A 16,762-nucleotide genomic window follows, 5' to 3' on the forward strand; every position below is an offset into this window, starting at 1 on the left:
ACAAATCTTTGGCCCGGGAGAATGCGTTATTCCAAATGAAGCATGTGGTGATTGGCTTGGTCTTATCGTTCGCGATCGCAGTGACGGGATGCCGTCGGGCCCAATCCGCTGCGGCGAGCAGTGCGGCGGAGGAAAAGACCTACCCGTTGAAGGGTGAAATCGTTTCGGTGGATCAAGCGCGACATGTGCTCGTCGTCACGCACGAGGACATTCCGGGGCTGATGCCGGGGATGACCATGGAGTTCAGCGTGTCGGCGGGCGATGCGGCGAATGCGAAAGCCGGCCAGCGCATCCGTGCGCAAGTGATCCCGAGCAAGACGGGAAATTTCCGGCTGGAGCAGATCTGGCCGGATGATGAAACGTCGGTCTCGGCCGTCGAGGCCGGCGCGAAAGCGTTGCGTCAGGACACGATGATCCGCGGCCGCGGCGCATATCGCGAAGTGGGGGAAAACATGCCCGACTTCACGCTTTACGACCAGAATGGCCGCGTGGTGCAGGCGGGGCGTTTTCGCGGGAAGATGGTCATGATGAATTTCATTTTCACGCGTTGCCCCGTGGCCAACATGTGCCCCGCGGCGACGCAGAAAATGATGGCGACGCAATCGCTCGCGAGGAAAGCGGGGATCAAAGACGTGGAGTTCGTTTCCATCACACTCGATCCGGCCTACGACACGCCCGGGGTGCTGAAGGGTTACGCGGCGGAGCGCGGCATCGACACGAGCAACTTCAGTTTTCTCACGGGTCCGGAAAATGCGATCAAGGATCTGCTCGCCCAGTTTGGCGTGCTGGAGGAGTTCGATGGGCCGCTGTTGAAACACACGCTGGCCACGTTGTTGATCAGCCCGGAAGGGAAAATCATTCACCGCGCGGATGGCACCGTGTGGGAGCCGCAGGACTTCGTGGCGAAAATGCAGCGGTGACGCACTGCGCCGCGAAAAGTCGTCCCATGGCCATCCTCACTCGCTCGCTCGATGGCGCCGCCTGGCGGCAAATCGGCCTGCTCAGCTTGGGCGCCGTCGCGGTGTTTGTGGGTTTTCGCCTGCTGCCGACGGGCACGAACCTGAGCCATGCTGATTTCCAGGTGCCCGGGGGCAACTCCATCGAATTCTGCGATCCGGCAAACCCGCAATTCATTCCGGTAGTGGCGGTGCGTTCACCGGTGACGCTGACGTTGACCACGGCGGAGAAACCGATGGCGGGGAAAACGGTCGACGCGTCGGTTGTGCTGCGAACGGCCGAGGGTAAAATTATCGAGCCAGTCGATCTGCTCGTCGCCCATACGCGCAAGCTGCACCTGATGGTGATCGATCCGAGTCTGACGGATTATCAGCACGTGCATCCGGAAAGCGGCCCAAAGGGGGAGTGGAATTTTCAATTTACGCCACGCTACGCGGGTTTGTATCGGATTTTCGCCGACTTCACGCCCGCGGCGACGTCGCGCGGCCTGTATGCCAATGTCGACGTGGCGGTGGGCGGCCACGCGCCGGTGGCCAGCCCGCCGCCCCCGGGTTTGTGGCAGGCCTCGGTCGATGGCTATGCGTTTCGGTTGACGCCGGCGAAGTTGCCAATCGTCGCGCGGGAAGTGGTGGATTTGAAACTCACGATCACGCGCGAGGACGGCCGTCCAGTCGACTTGGAGCCGATCATGGACGCGTTTGCGCACTTGGTGGCGTTTAACGACACGCGCAGCGGGTTTGCGCATCTGCATCCGAAGGAGACGGATCTCTCGAAGCCGCCGGATGCGATGCACCCGACGCTGACGTTCCGAATCAAGATTCCGGAGTCAGGTCGCTACGTGATCTGGGCGCAGATCATCGCGGGCGGACAGCAGCGGTTCGCGCCGTTCTGGTTCGACGTGCAGCCGTAGGCAGCGGGCGCGGCATCCGCCGCGCAGGGAGTTGCGCGTGAGGCGCGGCGGGCGGACGAGATTGCGTGCGGGTGCAGATAACGCGTTGGCGACAACGCGTTCCACCTCCGTGGGCTCAGTGGCCGTTCTTGCCGTGGGCGGCGCGGAAGCGGGCCTTCTCGTGGTAGGCCTTCGTGGGATCAGCGTAGGCGTTGCCGGCGCGATCCTGGCCACGGGCGAGGTAAATCTGATGCCACGGGAAATCTTCCACGTTGAGGCGCGAGCGGGTGCTGATGTAGCGCATCGTGTAGCCGCAACGCCGCAGCGAACTGGTGTTGGGCGGGCTGCCGTGGATCAGGCGGCCGTCGTGAAGACTGCAGTGATTGGGCGCGAGCTCGACGGCCACGGCGGCGGCGTCGTTGCGTTGCGTGCGGGTGATCTCGGTGGGAAACACCGCAGCTTCCTTCGAAATATCATCGTAGTCGGAAAAGCCCGACTTGCCGGTGTTGTGCGTGCGCGGCACGACATACATGCAGCCGTTTTCTTTGGTCGACGGGTCGATCGCGAGCCAGACGGTGACGACTTCCATCCGGTCGAGCATCCCGCGCCAATACGCGGAATCCTCGTGCCACGGCACGCGTTTGCCATTGCCGCGGGGCTTGCAGATGAAGTGGCTCGCGAACAGCGCGATGTCGGGACCGAGGATGGGTTGCACCAGCCCCATCACTTCATCCGAGAAGAGCCATTCGAAGAGTTCGGGGTGCTGGAAATGCGGGACGTCCATCGCTTCGGGCCGGGTGCCGGTGTCGAGCTCGTCGAGAAGGTGGTCGAAAAAGCCTTTGAGGCGATCGAACTTGGGTTGGGCGAAGACCGGTTCGCGCGGCATGAGCCAGCCTTCGCGATTGAATTCCGCGACCTGCTCGGAGGTCAGACGCGCCGGGGGAGAGGAGAAAGTGGTGGCAACCATGATTACGTTATATCGCCTTTAGGGCGCAAAATCTTGCCATAAACGAGCGTTTTCTGGTGTTTTATTGCTCATGGGCGAGCGATGCGCGCACTTTCGATTGGCGGACTATCTGCGGGGCGACGACGCCTATCATTTTGCCGACGCGCAACTGACCGCCCGCAGTGGGGCGCGGTATCACGACCACGATTTCCACGAGATCTTTTGGGTGACGGCGGGCGCGGGTCGGCATCGTTGCAACGGGCGCACGGAAGCGATCGTGGCCGGGCAGATGCTGCTGATGCGGCCGAAGGATCGGCACTGCGTGCAGGGAACCGCGCGCGAACGGCTGCGGATCGTGAATGTGGCATTTCCGAGTCGTCGATGGTCGGAGGTGCGACGGAAGTATTTCGCCGACCATCCCGACCCGTTCGAGAGCTCCGAGCGGCACGCTTGGCGAATCGACGAGGTTCGTGGGCGTGCGCTGCACCGGTGGAGCGAGCGGCTCGGAAGCGGCGGGCGCACGCCGCGGTTGATCGATGGTTTCCTGATGGATCTGCCGGATTTGCTCGGGGCCGGGGCGGCGACGGAGGAGCGCGAGATGGCGCCGGCGTGGTTGACGGAGGCGCGGCAGGCTCTGGCGGCGCCGGAAAATTTTTCGGGCGGCACACCGGCCCTGGCGCGGCTGGCGGGGCGCAGTCCGTCGCACGTGGCGCGGGCGACGGTGCGCTGGTTCGGCGTGACGCCAACGGAGCTCGTCAATGACGCGCGCATGGAATTCAGCGCCCGCCAACTGGCGACGACGCGCCAGCCGATCGTGGAGATCGCGTTGGATTGCGGGCTCAACAACCTCTCACACTTTTACGCGCTCTTCCGGCGGCGGCACGGGATCAGCCCGCGACGGTATCGATTGCGGGCGCACGGCATTGTGTGAGCGCGGCGCGGGCTGCGCCGCGCGGGCGAGACTGGCGGGCGGTGGAAGGATGCAGGCGTAGCCTTCGCGTTTAAGATGGTCGAGCAAGGCGGCGAGCACGGGTAACCGCACAGAATCGGGTTGGCCGGCTTCGTGGGTGAGAAGGATGGCACCGGGGCGGACGCCGTGGCGGAGGCGGCGAAATGGCGCTTCGACGCGGCGGCTGGTGGATTCGCGGCCGCGCGCCGTCCAGCCGATGAGCGTGAGGCCGCGGGCGGCGAGGGCGCGGGCGAGGAAGACGCTTTTGATGCCGGCGGCGGGGCGGAAGAAAGGTGCGGGCTCCGCGCCGGCGGCGCGCAAGGCGGCGGCGCAGGCGTCGATTTCAGTGGCGACGCGGCGCGGGCCGACCAGCCAGAACCACGCCAGAGGATGCGTGTGGGTGTGATTGGCGACCGTGTGGCCGCGGCTCACGATGGCGCGCACGAGGTGGGGATGACGTTGCACGCGTTCGCCGATGAGGAAAAACGTCGCACGGGCGCGATGGGCGTCGAGCAGATCGAGCACGCGAGGCGTGGTCGCGGGATCCGGGCCGTCGTCAATCGTGAGCCATACCTCGCGTTGGGCCGTGGCGAACGAAGTGCAGGTGCGCGCGACGCCTTGGGCATTCGGCACGAGCAGGTGGTAGAGCAGCCACAGCTCGGGCGTGACAAAGACCAGCACCGCGCCGACCGTGGAGTGGCTGAAGACCGCCCACGCCGCCGCCTTCGCGGCGAACGTCACGACGAAATACAGGAACGCGCGCATCTCAGGTGATCGAAGCGCGGGCTGAAGTCCCGCGCTACCTTAGAATTTCAGATGCTTAACGGTGACCCCGTTGTTGATGAGCTGCTTCAAGGAATCGATGCCGATGCGGAGGTGATTCTCGACATAACTTTCGTCGACCTTCTTGTCGCTTTCGGCGGTCTTCACGCCTTCGGGCACCATCGGATGATCGGAGACGAGGAGGAGCGCGCCGGTGGAAATCTCGTTGAAAAAACCGGTCATGAAGATGGTCGCCGTCTCCATGTCGACAGCCATCGCGCGAATCTTGCGCAGGTATTTTTTAAAGTCTTCGTCGTGCTCCCAGACGCGGCGGTTCGTGGTGTAGACCGTGCCGGTCCAGTAATCACAGGCGTGGTCGCGGATCGTGGTGGAAATGGCTTTCTGCAACGCGAACGCCGGCAGCGCGGGGACCTCGGGCGGAAAGTAATCGTTGCTGGTGCCGTCGCCGCGGATCGCCGCGATGGGCAGGATGAAATCGCCGACTTCGGCGCGGTGCTTGATGCCGCCGCATTTGCCGAGGAAGAGCACCGCTTTCGGCTGAATCGCACTGAGGAGGTCCATGACCGTCGCGGCCGTGGCGCTGCCCATGCCAAAATTGATGATCGTGATCTCGCCCGCGGTGGCGTTGGGCATCGGTCGGTCGAGGCCGAGCACGGGCACATTGTGCCAGTCCGCGAACAATTTCACGTAGCGTTGAAAGTTGGTCAGCAGGATGTATTCGCCAAACTGGTCGAGCGGCACGCCCGTGTAGCGGGGGAGCCAGTTTTCGACGATGTCGCGACGAGATTTCATGAAGAGGTCCTACGCGGCGCCGGGCGCGATGGACACGAAAAAATGACAGCCGCCGGCCCCGTCGTGCTACTGTTTCAGCGGGTCGCCGCCAACAAATTCCGTGAATTCGAAGCGGAGGTGTGGGACTACCACTGCCACCGGCATGCCGGCTTTTTCCGCCGGTTTGAAACGCCAGCCGCGCATGGCGGTCGCGACGGCTGAGGCGAAGTAAGGATGGGTCGTCTCGACAGTGTGTGGGTGCACGGCCCGGCCGCGCTCGTCGATCGTGAACGAAAGGGTCGCATGGCCGCGAATCGGCCGCGGCACATGCATCAGGAGCGGCCAGGGATAGGGTGGCGCGTCACCCTTGAGGAATACGGGAGGCGAGTCATACTCCGCGGTCTGTGCCGGGAAGCGGAAAAAATGCGGATTGAGCCCGCTGCCCGCGACGCCCTCGTTTGGCGATCCGGGAGTGCCAGTGCAGCCGGCGAGAATGAAAGCGAGAGCCGCGAAAAGCATCAGAAAACAGCGATAGCGCATCCGGCCCAGATTGCTGGGGCGGCTGCGCCGACGCCACGCGAAAATCCGTTGGGCGGCGCTGCCTTCGATCGCGCACGGGGCTGTTCACCGCGCCGCGATACCGCGTGCGGGAGGTCGGGAGCTGAGGCTTGCAGCCGGCCGGCACGCGGGTTGGCTGGGTGCATGTGGTCGCTGTCCCAGCCGGCGGAGACGAAAGTGAGCGCGTTGCTGGCGCGCCAGCAGGGCGCGGCGTTGTCCTACGCGCAAATCGGAGCGTCGGCGACGCCAGCGACGCCGGCCGGCTTCAATCTCGACCACAACCGGATTGGCCTCGGCCGGGGCGCGGCGGCCTACGCGGCGGCGCGCGCGGCGGTGGCGCGTTGGGAGATGTTTCCGCGCCCGTGGACGCGAATCGCGCCGGCCAATGCGCCCATCGAGGCCGGCACCGTGGTGGCGATGCAGGCGCATGCGCTCGGGCTCTGGTGGCTGAATGCCTGCCGGATCGTCTACGTGGTCGACGAGGCGGCTCCGGTGCGGCGGTGGGGTTTTGCGTATGGCACGCTGCCGGCGCACGTGGAACGGGGCGAGGAGCGGTTTACGGTGGAGTGGCGCGACGACGATTCGGTCTGGTATGATTTGCGCGCGTTTTCGCAGCCGCGGTATTGGGCGGCGCGAGTCGCCAAACCGCTTGCGCGCCGGCTGCAGCGGAAGTTTGTGCGCGATTCGCAGGCGGCGATGGTCGCCGCAGTCGCGCGCGAGACAGGATCGGCGTGACGCGAAAGGTTTCAGCGCGACGGGCGGGACTGGGTGCGGTCGTGTGGCTCGTGGCGGTGGCGTGGCGTGTGCCAAACGCGTGGCACGGGGCGTGGGCGCAGGCGTTGTTGCTCTTCGCCGCACTGGTGTTGGTGCCGCTGGCGTGGCCACTGATTTTGGGCGGCACGCCGGGGGCGCTGTTGCGCGCGGCCGGCAGGTTGCAGTGGCCGGCGGCGGTCGTGCTCGCGGTGGGGATTTGGTGGCCGCGCGGGTTCGTGGCGGTGGCGTTGGCGTTGCCGTGGATCGCGGTGACGGCACTGCTCGCGGCGAGCGGCGCGGTGGAGTTTTGGCGGGAGCGGCCACGAGCGGCGGCGGCGCGGTGTCGCCTCGCGGCGTTGTTGTTTATCGCGATCGGCGGCGTTTGGTTGGCGGCGGACCGGGTCGGTTTCCGGCCGCTCGGATTTAGCGAAGACATCGTGGTGCTGACTGCGGTGCACTTTCACTACGCGGGGCTGGTGCTCCCACTCGTGACCAGTGCCGCGGTGCGAGAATTGCCGGGCGCATGGAGCGGCCGGTTGGCGGTGGTAGGCGTGATCGTGGGAGTGCCGCTGGTGGCGGTCGGCATCACGACGGCGCAATTGCACATGTTGCCGGGGCTTGAAGCGGTGGCGGCCGTGTGGCTCGGGCTCACTGGGTGGCTGGTCGCTGGCCTGCACTGGCGGCTGGCAGGCGAGGCGCGTTGGCGGTGGGGCGCGCGGGTGGGGTGGGCGGTGGCGGGCGTCTCGCTGGCGTTCGGGATGAGCCTCGCGATGCTCTACGGGGCGCGCGGCTATTTTCATCCGCTGCCCTGGCTCGATCTGCCGTGGATGCGGGCGTTGCACGGCACGGCGAATGCCGTGGGATTCGCGTTTTGTGCGTTGCTGGCGTGGCGAGGCGCGCGGACGCCGCAGAGCGGTGGACGAGGCTAGCGTTGCGCCATCGCGGCAGCGCCGTGGAGGCCCTTTTGTTTTTCGATCCGGGCCATCGTTTTCATGGCATGGTCGTAGGCGTCTTTGGTCGGGCCGGCGCCGTCGGGCGATAGATTGTAGGCCTGGCCAATTTTGAAGGCGGCGAAATAGTCCGGGTCCTCGAGGAGCGTGCAGAATTCATCGAGCTGGCGAACGAGTTGGGCGCGCTCGTCGGCGAGCGTGGCCTGTGCCGACTTTTCCGCGCCGCGCTTTTTGAATTTCCAGCCGGGGGCGTAGCCGGCGGGCGCGGTGGGCTGCCAGGCTTTAATCCGGTTGAGGGCGCGGCGCATGAGTTGCGGATCCGAGGCGAGAGCGGGCGAGACGGCGTCGCCCACCTGCTGGCTCAATGCAGCCAAAAGAGTGAGCGGGCTGTCGCCGCCGCGGCTGGTCGGAGGAAACATTTTCTCGTCGAAGGCGGCGCGCAGCCGGGCAATGGAGAGCAGAAAGCCGGCGTCTTCGACGCGCTGGGCGCGGTGGGCGACGCCGGCGGCGGTGAAGAGAGTGATGGCCGAAATCGCCTGGGGGTCGCGGAGGATCGTTTCCAGAGCCTGCGTGGATTCGGGTTGGTCGGCCATGAGTTGCCGATAGAGGCCGACGTCGGACCAAGTCTGCGCGGGCGCAGGCGCAAGCAACGCGAGGAAAAACAGGACTGCCAGGGAGCGGCGCATGACCGGAGTAAAATGAAACCCGCCGGAAGGAAAACCCGCGGAGGGTTACGCGCTGGCGAGGGCGTTCGCGTTGTTGAGGTGCTCGGCGCCGGTGTATTTCTGGGACTGTTCGTCAGCGTGATAGCTGGAGCGCACGAGCGCGCCGCTTTCGACGACGCCGAGACCGATGCTCAGGCCGAATGTTTTCCAGTGGATAAACTCTTCGGGTGTCGCCCAGCGGGCGACGGGGAGATGTTGCGGCGTGGGCTGCAAATACTGGCCGATCGTGAGGATGTCCGTCTTGTCGGAGGCGATGTCGCGGAGCGTCTGCTCGATTTCTTCGCGGGTTTCGCCGAGGCCGAGCATGAGGCCGGTTTTGGTGACGAAACCGCGGCTCTTCGCGTGGCGCAGCATGGAGCGGGAGCGGTCGTAGCGGGCCTGCACGCGCACGGGTTTCTGGAGGCGTTCGACGGTTTCGACGTTGTGATTGAAGATGTCGGGCTTGGCGTCGAGGACCACGTCGAGGTGTTCGGTGCGGCCTTTGAAATCGGGGGTGAGGACTTCGATCGCGGTCTGCGGATTGCGGTAACGGATGGCGCGGATCGTGGCGGCCCAGACGCTCGCGCCGCCGTCTTTGAGTTCGTCGCGGGCGACGCTCGTGATGACGCAGTGCTTGAGGTTCATCTTGGCGACGGCGTCGGCGACGCGGCCGGGTTCGCCGAGGTCGAGCTCCGTGGGGCGACCGGTGGCGATCGCGCAAAAGTTGCACGAGCGGGTGCAGATGTTGCCGAGGATCATCACGGTGGCGGTGCCGCGGGACCAGCATTCGCCGAGGTTGGGGCACTGCGCACTCTGGCAGACGGTGTGGAGATTGTTTTCATCCACGAGGCGGCGCGTGGCGGCGTAGCCGGGGCCGGACGGCAGTTTGGCGCGGAGCCAGGAGGGTTTGCGCGAAGTGTCCATGACGAGAAGAGAGGGTGATGGATCCGGGCGTTAATGCACACTCATTTTCACGAATGCCGCGGAGCAGAAGGCGGGGCGGCAGAGAGGCATTAGCGTTGCTCAGCGAGGAAGCGGGTGAGACGCGCCGGCGAATGACGCGAGCGGCGCGAAATTTCCGGGAGGAGCGATTTTGATTCGCGCGGCGTCACGTGGGATTCGCACGCGATGAGTGCCGGGCGTTCAGCGGACGGCGGTGCCGGCGAGGAAGTCGGGCAGGAGCGTCCAGAATTCGCGGGCGAGAACAGTGCGGACCTCGCCAAGGTCGACGAGACGGCCGAGTTCGGCTTGGAGGGAGGTGACGATGCCATCGGCCGCAGCGATGCCGCAGGGGATGATGCCGTTGAAATGGGAGAGGTCGGGATTCACGTTGAGCGCGAAGCCGTGGTAGGTGACCCAGCGTTTCACCGCGACGCCGATGGCGGCGATTTTGCGCTGCGCGAGCCAGATGCCGGTCTTGCCGGGGCGGCGCGCGGCGGCGAGCCCGAGGGTGCCGAGCGTGTTGATGAGGACCTGTTCGAGGAAACGCAGGTAGGCGTGCAGGTCTTTGCGCGGGGCGAGGGAGATGATCGGATAGCCGACGATCTGACCGGGGCCGTGATACGTGATGTCGCCGCCGCGATTGGTCTTAACGACCTCGATCCCGGCGTGGGTGAGTTGGGTAGTATTCCAGACGAGATGCGTATCGGCGCCGGTGCGAAGGCCGATGGTGTAAACGGGATCGTGCTCCGTGAAGACGAGGGTGTCGCCGATTTCGCCGGCGATGCGCTGAGCGACGAGGGCCTCCTGCTGACGCCAGGCGAATTCATAGCGGGTGCGGCCCCAGTCGAGTGTGGCGGGCGCGAGAGGCGGAAGCGGAGCGGCGGACGCGGACATGAGGGAAGTCAATGCGCCCGTGCGGCCGGTGCAAGCGAAGCGGCGAAGGCCGGGGGGGAAGGAACTTTCAACACGTTCAGCTTGGCGCGGAGCGTGGTTTGGGGCACGAAGCAGCTTGAAGTGAGCGGAGCGAAAACGCAGGTGCGCGCGGCGACGTTGACTTCAACCCTCCCATGACCCCGCTCCCGATGTTGAATCTCCTTGGCCAACTGCCTTTCCAAACCGGCGCGGTGACGCGCATGATCAACGCCGAAAACCCGACCGGCGAAAAAGGCGGCGGCGCGAAGTGGGTGCCGAATCCGGAGGACCCGATGCTGCCGCACAGCGGTCCGGCAATGCATCTCGGGAAGGGTTGGAAGGTGCGGCCGTTCATCAGCGTGAAGGCGGGCGAGACGGCGCTGCTCGCGGACATCGAAGGTCCCGGTTGCATCAATCAGTTTTGGATCACCACGAGCGCGGACGAATGGCGGACGCTCGTGCTGCGAATGTATTGGGATGGCGAGGCGGCGCCGTCGGTCGAAGTGCCGCTGGGGGATTTTTTCGCGATGGGTTTCGACACGCAGCCGCACACGGTGACGTCGCTGCCGGTGGTCGTCGCGCCGCACCGCGGGTGCAGTTGCTACTGGCAGATGCCGTTCCGCAAGCGGGCGAAGATCACGTTGAGCAACGACGGGAAAAACGATGTGCGGATCGTGGCTTACAAAGTGCTCTACAAACTGCACGAGGTGCCGGCGGACGCGGCGTATTTTCATGCGCAATGGCGGCGGAGTCTGACGCAGCGCGAACATCCGGAGCACACGATCCTCGATGGCGTGAAGGGCCGCGGGCTTTACGTGGGCACGTATCTCGCGTGGACGGCGTTGTCGCGCGGCTGGTGGGGCGAGGGCGAGGTGAAGTTTTACCTCGATGGCGACGGCGAGTTTCCGACGATTTGCGACAACGGCACGGAGGACTATTTCGGCGGGGCGTGGGGATTTTTTCGCGATCCGAAAAAGGAGCCGGTGGAGGAGCCGTATAACACGCCGTTCATCGGCATGCCGCTCGCGCACACGAGCGGGAACGACGGTCCGCGCTATTTCGGCCTGTATCGCTGGCACGTGCTGGACAGCATCGGTTTCGAGCGGGATTTGCGGGTGACGGTGCAGACGCTCGGCTGGTGGCCGGGGCATATTTATCAACCGTTGACGGACGACGTGGCGTCGACGGCGATCTGGTATCAGAGCGAGCCGCACGGGGCGTTTCCGGTGCTGCCAGGCGTGAACGAGCGGTGGCAGCGCTGAGGACGAGGCGGGAGGGGAACCGCTGATGGACGCGAATCCGGGGAAATCGACCGGTGGGGAAACACGGCGGGTGGCGGGCGAGGCGAATCCGGATTTCACGTGCTACGCGGACGCGGTGGCGCGACAGCGGGTGCATCAAGAGGACTGGTTGCGAGTGGGCTACGCGCCGCTGGGATTTTATCTGAAGGATTTTTGCCTGCACTGCGAAGGCGACGTGTGGCACCTGTTTCACATCGCGGGCACGCCGGGAGTGAGTTGTGGCCTGCCGGGGAATGAAGTGTTTTTCGGTCACGCGACGACGCGGGATTTCGTGACGTGGGAAACGCACGAGGCGTGTTTTTTCATCGACGTGAACGGCTGGGACCACGGGCACGTGTTCGCGCCGTATGTCGTGGCGAGCGGCGGACGATACTGGATGTTCTACACGGGCGTCGCGACGGACAACACGCAGCGCATCGGCGTGGCGAGGTCGGACGATTTGTTTCACTGGAAGCGCGCGAGCGACCGGCCGGTGATCCGGCCGGAAGAATACGGCTGGGCGTTTTGTCCGACGACGGGCGGCGCGGCGTGTCGCGATCCGCATGTGCTGCATGATGGCGAGCGCTGGCAGATGTATTACACGGCGGTGTTGCGCGATGGGCGGGGCGGCGTGGCGCGGGCGAGTTCGGCGGATTTGTTCACGTGGCGTGATGAGGGTGTGGCGTATGCGTTCAGCGGTTGGAATCAGTGTGAGTCGTGCAACGTGCAGCGGGCGGACGATGGGCGCTGGCTGCTTTTTTTCGGCGGACATCACGCGTGGAGTTACGTGGCGGGCGACAATCCGCAGCGCTGGCCGGACGTGGCGCCGACGGCGTTGCGGGCGGATATCACGGGCATGGAAGTCATCGCGCGAAAGGGACCGCGCTGGCTGGTGACGTATTTCGGGCTGCGTTATTACCGGCTGCTGGTGGGCGTGCTGGATTGGAGTGCGGCGCGGCCGACGATTGCGCAGGTGACGAAGGCGGAGGAATTGCGGGAGTTTAAACTCCAAGCGCACGAGACTCCTAGCGAAAGCTCAGCAAGAAGGCAACCACCTGCCCTGACTTAAAAAAATCGGGCGAGTGAGAAAGAGTTTGCTCACTGGTGGCCCGGGTATGCGGATGGCATCCATGAAGCGTTACCCGGTCATATTTCTTAACGGAACCTCCAGTGCTGGAAAAACCACCGTGGCGCAGGCTTTTCAAAAGCTCTGGCATGAGCCAACGCTCTACGCGTCGAACGATGCGTTCATCTTCATGTTTCCCGAGCACGTGTTGAAAGACGATCAGGTGAGGCCGAAGGTTCTTTGGCCTGTTTTGTCGGCCTTCAACCGTTCACTTACCTATCTGGCCGCATGCGGTTTCCCGCTCGTCGTCGACTATATGCTGGAGGCGGAACAGTGGCTGCTCGAATGCGTCGACTCACTGGCGGCGCATGATGTTTTGTTCGTCGGGGTAAAATGTCCGCTGGAGGAATTGGAGCGACGCGAGCGGGCGCGCGGCGATCGACAAATTGGATTTGCACGCTGGCAGTATGAGCGCGTGCACCGCTTTGGCGGGTACGACTTCGAAATCGACACGAAAGCGTTGAGTCCGGACCAGTGTGCAGAGCAGTTGAGAAACCTCCTGCTTTCGGGACGGACTGGCGATGCGTTCGCACGTTTCAGGCAGAGTGGCATCAACACCGCTTGAACGCCGCCGCGGACTGCTGTTGGCGAGGGGCGCGAGTGAGACGATGAGAAGGAGAACGATTAAGATTAGGAGAACGATTTGGCTGCGCGGCTGGAAAATCCGGGTTGCGACGGGGACGGGGGATGGCACGGTGGCGGGTTCACATGAGCGACACTCCCAGTGACATTTCCCATGACCAGCACGCGGTGCGGCGGCAGAAGCTCGCCGATTTGCGCGCGGCGGGGCAGGATCCGTTTCGCGCCAACGTGGCGACGACGCACTTTTCGGCGGACGCGAAAGCGCTTTACGTCGAAGGACAGGACGACGTCGTCAGCGTGACCGTCGCCGGGCGGTTGGTGACGTTTCGGGTGCAGGGCGGCAGTTCGTTCGTGAAGATTTTGGACCAGCAGGGGCAGATTCAGCTCTATTTCCGCAAGGACGTGCTCGGCGAGGAACGTTACGGCGTCTTCAAAAAGCTGCTCGATCTCGGTGACATCATCGGCGTGACGGGAACGTTGTTCAAAACGAAGACGGGCGAGATCACGGTGCGCGTGGACAGCTTCACGCTGGTGAGCAAGGCGCTGCGTCCGCTGCCGGAAAAATGGCACGGGTTGAGCGATGCGGAGCAGGTTTACCGGCAGCGTTACCTCGACTTGATCGTGAACGCGGAATCGCGCGCACGGCTGTTGCTGCGTTCGAAAGTGGTGTCGCACATCCGGCGGTTTTTGGAAGACCGGCAGTTCATCGAGGTTGAAACACCGGTGCTGGAGAACACGGCGGGCGGGGCAGCGGCGCGGCCGTTTGTGACGCACCATAACGCGCTCAACGTGGACTTTTTCCTGCGTATCGCGACGGAGCTGCGGTTGAAGCGGTTGCTCGTGGGCGGTTTTGATCGGGTGTTCGAGATCGGGCGGATTTTCCGGAATGAGGGCGTGTCGCGGCGGCACAATCCGGAGTTCACGATGCTGGAGGTTTACCAGGCCTACAGCGATTACCGCGGGATGATGACGTTGATTCGCGATCTGTTGACGACGTTGGTGCGCGACGTGATCCGGCCGGCGGATGGTTCGCTCAAGATCAAGCATGCGGCGAGCGGAGAGGAGATCGATTTCGGCGGCGAGTGGCGCGAGGTGCGTTACAAGGATCTCATCACGCAGGCGACGGGCGACGCGGAATGGTTTGCGCGCAGCAAGGGCGAGAAGGTCGCGGGCGCGGAGAAGCTGGGGCTCTACGTCGATCCGAAGTGGGAGGAGTTCGAGATCACCAACGAGATTTTCTCGAAGAAGATCGAGCCGACGCTGATCCAGCCGACATTCATCACGCATCTGCCGAAGGAGTTGTGTCCGCTGGCGAAGTTGAACGCGGAGGACCCGAGCGTGCTCGATGTGTTTGAGCTGACGATCGGTGGCATGGAAGTGGCGCCGGCGTATTCGGAGCAGAACGATCCGGACGTGCAGCGGCAGATGTTCGAGGCGCAGGCGGGCGAGGAGCAGCAGAACATCGATCACGATTTCCTGCTCGCGCTGGAGCACGGGATGCCGCCGGCGGGCGGGATGGGCGTGGGGATCGACCGGTTGTGCATTTTGCTGACTGGTGCGGAGAGCATTCGCGATGTGATCCTGTTTCCGCAGTTGCGGCCTGCGGACGCAAAATGACGAATTGAGTCGCGGGGAACGCGCGCCTGACTCGACACTCCGCATTCGTCATTTCGGTCCATGCCCTGGTATCTTTACCTCGCTCTGAAGCAGCTTTTCCCGACGGGGCGGCGGTTTCCGTTCTTCACGGCGATCTCCATTCTGGGGGTGGCGCTGGGCGTGGCGCTGCTCGTGGTTTCCACGGGAGTCATGGCGGGGTTTGGCCACGAGATCCGGCGGATGATCGTCGATACGCAAGGGGACGTGCAGGTGCGCGGTTCGGGCTTGATCACGGATCCGGAGGCGTTGCAGGCGCGGATTGCGCGGGTGCCGGGCGTGGTGGCCACGACGCCCTTTGCCGAAGGCGTGGTGATGCTGGAGGCGGATCGGAAGCCGGCGTTTCCGGGCATTCAGGGGGTGGACGTCAATCGCGTGGAGAAGGTCATTCCGTTGCGGAAATACGTGCGGATCGGATCGCTCGACGATCTCGACGACGATTCGATCATCCTGAGTTCGCAGCTCGCGATTTCACTGGGCGCGCGATTGGGCGGCACGGTGCAGTTGTATTCGCCGCTGCTGCTGGAGAAGTTGAAAAACGATGAAGTGCTGCTGCCGCGCGAAATGCGTGTGGTGGGCATTTTCGAGATCGGGCACCAGCAGCTCGACAGCTCGACGGTGATCGTGACGTTGCGGGCGATGCAGGATATTTACGGCCTGGGCTCGGCGGTGCATGGCGTGAACATCAAGCTGGCGCCGGGCGTGGATGCGGATGTGGCGGCGGCGCGGATCAATCGCGCGCTGGCGAATGATCCCGACGACGTGCACGCGCGCTCGTGGGCGGAGATCAACGAGGACTTTCTCTTCGTGCTTTCGCTGGAGAAGAACATGATCTTTTTCCTGCTGATCTTCATCATCGTGGTCGCGGCGTTTTCGGTGACGAGTTCGCTGCTGATTTCGGTGGTGCGGAAGACGCGCGAGATCGGCGTGCTCGGGGCCTTGGGGGCGAAGCCCCGGCAGATTGCGGCGTGTTTTTGCGCGCAGGGACTGATCATCGGCCTCGCGGGAACGGCGGCAGGGCTGGCGCTGGGTTTCTCGTTTTTGCACTACCGCGATGCGATCGTGCGCGGTTTCGCGAGTCTCACGCAAAGTCAGGAAGTGTTGGAAAAGTTTTACCAATTCAGCCGGCTGCCGGCGTATTCCGAGACGTCGGACGTGGTGACGATCATCGTGAGTTCGGTGGTGATTTCGACGCTCGCCGGTTTGTTGCCGGCGTGGCGGGCGGCGCGACTCAAACCCGTGGAGGCGTTGCGCAGTGAGTGAGGTTGAATCCAACGTGCTCGCGGCCCGCGGGCTGCGGAAAAACTACGTGAGCGGCACGCAGCGGCTGGAGGTTTTGCGCGGCGTCGATCTCACGGTGGCGGGGGGCGAGAGCGTGTCGATTCGAGGCGAATCGGGTTCGGGAAAATCCACGTTGCTCAACCTGCTCGCGGGCTTGGATGCGCCGGACGGCGGGACGCTCCATTGGGGTGGCTCCGCGGACACAGGGACGACGCGTCGCGGGAATTTCCTGGGCATCGTTTTCCAATCGTTCTACCTGATTCCGGAGATCGATGCGTTGAATAATGTGCTGATGCCCGCGCGGATTCGCGGCGGAGCCGGCGCGACGGAACGGGCGCGGGCCGCGGAGCTGTTGCGGCGCGTGGGCTTGGCGGAGCGCGCGAAGCATTTGCCGGCGCAGCTGTCCGGCGGCGAGCGTCAACGGGTGGCGGTGGCGCGGGCGCTCATGAACGCGCCGCAGCTCATTCTCGCGGATGAGCCGACGGGCAATCTCGACGAGCGCACGGGCGATGCGGTGGTGCAGCTTTTGCTCAGCTTGTGCGCGGAGACTCAGACGGCGCTCGTGCTCGTGACGCATAATGCCGCGCATGCGGCGAAGACGCAGCGGGCGCTGTTTTTGCGCGACGGCGTGCTGCGGTAGGCGGGGCTGGCGGGCATGCGGGGTGAGGGCACCCTGCTATGGCAAGGCAGAGCGCACGCGGGCTGATGCGGGGTGAGCGCACCCCG

At 64.4% G+C, this 16,762-nt stretch carries 18 protein-coding genes; 11 read left to right on the forward strand and 7 right to left on the reverse strand.

The annotated features are described in order from the left end of the window. Positions 1–35: 35 nt before the first annotated feature. On the forward strand, positions 36–920 hold the full coding sequence (locus K0B96_RS05055) for an SCO family protein (protein WP_220164518.1): 885 nt from the start codon (positions 36–38) through the stop codon (positions 918–920). A 26-nt stretch (positions 921–946) separates the two neighbouring features. Further along, positions 947–1,867, forward strand: a complete 921-nt coding sequence (locus K0B96_RS05060) for a hypothetical protein (protein WP_220164520.1) — start codon at positions 947–949, stop codon at positions 1,865–1,867. Between the two features lie 115 nt (positions 1,868–1,982). Here K0B96_RS05060 and K0B96_RS05065 read toward each other — a convergent pair whose 3' ends face one another. Then, on the reverse strand, positions 1,983–2,813 hold the full coding sequence (locus K0B96_RS05065) for a phytanoyl-CoA dioxygenase family protein (protein ID WP_220164522.1): 831 nt from the start codon (positions 2,811–2,813) through the stop codon (positions 1,983–1,985). A 70-nt stretch (positions 2,814–2,883) separates the two neighbouring features. Between K0B96_RS05065 and K0B96_RS05070 the strand changes: the two genes are divergently transcribed. Then, complete coding sequence (locus tag K0B96_RS05070) at positions 2,884–3,723, forward strand: helix-turn-helix transcriptional regulator (protein WP_220164524.1); 840 nt, start codon at positions 2,884–2,886, stop codon at positions 3,721–3,723. On the opposite strand, the gene K0B96_RS05075 is transcribed toward K0B96_RS05070, so the two are convergent. The 3 genes from K0B96_RS05075 to K0B96_RS05085 all read right to left on the reverse strand — a co-directional run bounded on the left by K0B96_RS05075 (position 3,643) and on the right by K0B96_RS05085 (position 5,814). Further along, positions 3,643–4,506, reverse strand: coding sequence for a polysaccharide deacetylase family protein (locus tag K0B96_RS05075; protein ID WP_220164525.1), 864 nt, complete (start codon positions 4,504–4,506; stop codon positions 3,643–3,645). The two genes, K0B96_RS05070 and K0B96_RS05075, sit on opposite strands and share 81 nt — an antisense overlap. Before the next feature lie 39 nt (positions 4,507–4,545). Then, the gene (locus K0B96_RS05080) at positions 4,546–5,316 is read right to left on the reverse strand and encodes an AMP nucleosidase (RefSeq protein WP_220164527.1); all 771 of its coding nucleotides are present in this window, start codon (positions 5,314–5,316) and stop codon (positions 4,546–4,548) included. 66 nt (positions 5,317–5,382) lie between these two features. Then, positions 5,383–5,814 carry an energy transducer TonB gene (locus K0B96_RS05085; protein ID WP_220164529.1) on the reverse strand — a complete coding sequence of 144 codons (432 nt, stop codon included), beginning with the start codon at positions 5,812–5,814 and terminating at the stop codon, positions 5,383–5,385. A gap of 183 nt (positions 5,815–5,997) precedes the next feature. Between K0B96_RS05085 and K0B96_RS05090 the strand changes: the two genes are divergently transcribed. Next, positions 5,998–6,588: a DUF1990 domain-containing protein gene (locus tag K0B96_RS05090; RefSeq protein WP_220164531.1), complete on the forward strand. Its 591-nt coding sequence runs from the start codon at positions 5,998–6,000 to the stop codon at positions 6,586–6,588. Further along, positions 6,585–7,535 carry a YndJ family transporter gene (locus tag K0B96_RS05095; RefSeq protein WP_220164533.1) on the forward strand — a complete coding sequence of 317 codons (951 nt, stop codon included), beginning with the start codon at positions 6,585–6,587 and terminating at the stop codon, positions 7,533–7,535. Before K0B96_RS05090 ends, K0B96_RS05095 begins: the two co-directional genes overlap by 4 nt. On the opposite strand, the gene K0B96_RS05100 is transcribed toward K0B96_RS05095, so the two are convergent. The 3 genes from K0B96_RS05100 to lipB form a co-directional block, all read right to left on the reverse strand. Beyond that, positions 7,532–8,242: a hypothetical protein gene (locus tag K0B96_RS05100; protein WP_220164535.1), complete on the reverse strand. Its 711-nt coding sequence runs from the start codon at positions 8,240–8,242 to the stop codon at positions 7,532–7,534. The two genes, K0B96_RS05095 and K0B96_RS05100, sit on opposite strands and share 4 nt — an antisense overlap. A 45-nt stretch (positions 8,243–8,287) precedes the next feature. Further along, positions 8,288–9,184, reverse strand: coding sequence for a lipoyl synthase (gene lipA / locus K0B96_RS05105; protein WP_220164540.1), 897 nt, complete (start codon positions 9,182–9,184; stop codon positions 8,288–8,290). A gap of 219 nt (positions 9,185–9,403) precedes the next feature. Continuing rightward, complete coding sequence (gene lipB, locus K0B96_RS05110; protein ID WP_220164542.1) at positions 9,404–10,096, reverse strand: lipoyl(octanoyl) transferase LipB; 693 nt, start codon at positions 10,094–10,096, stop codon at positions 9,404–9,406. Between the two features lie 173 nt (positions 10,097–10,269). Between lipB and K0B96_RS05115 the strand changes: the two genes are divergently transcribed. From K0B96_RS05115 to K0B96_RS05140, 6 genes are all read left to right on the forward strand, one after another. Next, on the forward strand, positions 10,270–11,376 hold the full coding sequence (locus K0B96_RS05115) for a glycoside hydrolase family 172 protein (protein ID WP_220164544.1): 1,107 nt from the start codon (positions 10,270–10,272) through the stop codon (positions 11,374–11,376). 25 nt (positions 11,377–11,401) lie between these two features. Then, complete coding sequence (locus K0B96_RS05120; RefSeq protein WP_220164546.1) at positions 11,402–12,463, forward strand: glycoside hydrolase family protein; 1,062 nt, start codon at positions 11,402–11,404, stop codon at positions 12,461–12,463. A gap of 61 nt (positions 12,464–12,524) precedes the next feature. Beyond that, entirely contained in the window at positions 12,525–13,085 is a 561-nt protein-coding gene (locus K0B96_RS05125; protein ID WP_220164548.1) for a chloramphenicol phosphotransferase CPT family protein, read from the forward strand. A 143-nt stretch (positions 13,086–13,228) separates the two neighbouring features. Continuing rightward, the gene (lysS, locus tag K0B96_RS05130; protein ID WP_220164550.1) at positions 13,229–14,719 is read left to right on the forward strand and encodes a lysine--tRNA ligase; all 1,491 of its coding nucleotides are present in this window, start codon (positions 13,229–13,231) and stop codon (positions 14,717–14,719) included. A 60-nt stretch (positions 14,720–14,779) separates the two neighbouring features. Further along, positions 14,780–16,018: an ABC transporter permease gene (locus K0B96_RS05135; protein ID WP_220164552.1), complete on the forward strand. Its 1,239-nt coding sequence runs from the start codon at positions 14,780–14,782 to the stop codon at positions 16,016–16,018. Next, positions 16,011–16,676: an ABC transporter ATP-binding protein gene (locus K0B96_RS05140; RefSeq protein ID WP_220164554.1), complete on the forward strand. Its 666-nt coding sequence runs from the start codon at positions 16,011–16,013 to the stop codon at positions 16,674–16,676. The genes K0B96_RS05135 and K0B96_RS05140 overlap by 8 nt, the downstream gene beginning before the upstream one ends. The last annotated feature ends 86 nt before the right edge of the window (positions 16,677–16,762 follow it).

Origin of the sequence: Horticoccus luteus, from assembly GCF_019464535.1 — a bacterium.
GTDB classification, from domain to species: Bacteria; Verrucomicrobiota; Verrucomicrobiia; order Opitutales; family Opitutaceae; genus Horticoccus; species Horticoccus luteus.

Bases quoted from the DNA above. Each gene is read 5' to 3' on its own strand.
- K0B96_RS05055 (WP_220164518.1), top strand. From the start codon at position 36: ATGAAGCATGTGGTGATTGGCTTGGTCTTATCGTTCGCGATCGCAGTG.
- K0B96_RS05060 (WP_220164520.1), top strand. From the start codon at position 947: ATGGCCATCCTCACTCGCTCGCTCGATGGCGCCGCCTGGCGGCAAATC.
- K0B96_RS05065 (WP_220164522.1), bottom strand. From the start codon at position 2,813: ATGGTTGCCACCACTTTCTCCTCTCCCCCGGCGCGTCTGACCTCCGAG.
- K0B96_RS05070 (WP_220164524.1), top strand. From the start codon at position 2,884: ATGGGCGAGCGATGCGCGCACTTTCGATTGGCGGACTATCTGCGGGGC.
- K0B96_RS05075 (WP_220164525.1), bottom strand. From the start codon at position 4,506: ATGCGCGCGTTCCTGTATTTCGTCGTGACGTTCGCCGCGAAGGCGGCG.
- K0B96_RS05080 (WP_220164527.1), bottom strand. From the start codon at position 5,316: ATGAAATCTCGTCGCGACATCGTCGAAAACTGGCTCCCCCGCTACACG.
- K0B96_RS05085 (WP_220164529.1), bottom strand. From the start codon at position 5,814: ATGCTTTTCGCGGCTCTCGCTTTCATTCTCGCCGGCTGCACTGGCACT.
- K0B96_RS05090 (WP_220164531.1), top strand. From the start codon at position 5,998: ATGTGGTCGCTGTCCCAGCCGGCGGAGACGAAAGTGAGCGCGTTGCTG.
- K0B96_RS05100 (WP_220164535.1), bottom strand. From the start codon at position 8,242: ATGCGCCGCTCCCTGGCAGTCCTGTTTTTCCTCGCGTTGCTTGCGCCT.
- lipA (WP_220164540.1), bottom strand. From the start codon at position 9,184: ATGGACACTTCGCGCAAACCCTCCTGGCTCCGCGCCAAACTGCCGTCC.
- lipB (WP_220164542.1), bottom strand. From the start codon at position 10,096: ATGTCCGCGTCCGCCGCTCCGCTTCCGCCTCTCGCGCCCGCCACACTC.
- K0B96_RS05115 (WP_220164544.1), top strand. From the start codon at position 10,270: ATGACCCCGCTCCCGATGTTGAATCTCCTTGGCCAACTGCCTTTCCAA.
- K0B96_RS05120 (WP_220164546.1), top strand. From the start codon at position 11,402: ATGGACGCGAATCCGGGGAAATCGACCGGTGGGGAAACACGGCGGGTG.
- K0B96_RS05125 (WP_220164548.1), top strand. From the start codon at position 12,525: ATGAAGCGTTACCCGGTCATATTTCTTAACGGAACCTCCAGTGCTGGA.
- lysS (WP_220164550.1), top strand. From the start codon at position 13,229: ATGAGCGACACTCCCAGTGACATTTCCCATGACCAGCACGCGGTGCGG.
- K0B96_RS05135 (WP_220164552.1), top strand. From the start codon at position 14,780: ATGCCCTGGTATCTTTACCTCGCTCTGAAGCAGCTTTTCCCGACGGGG.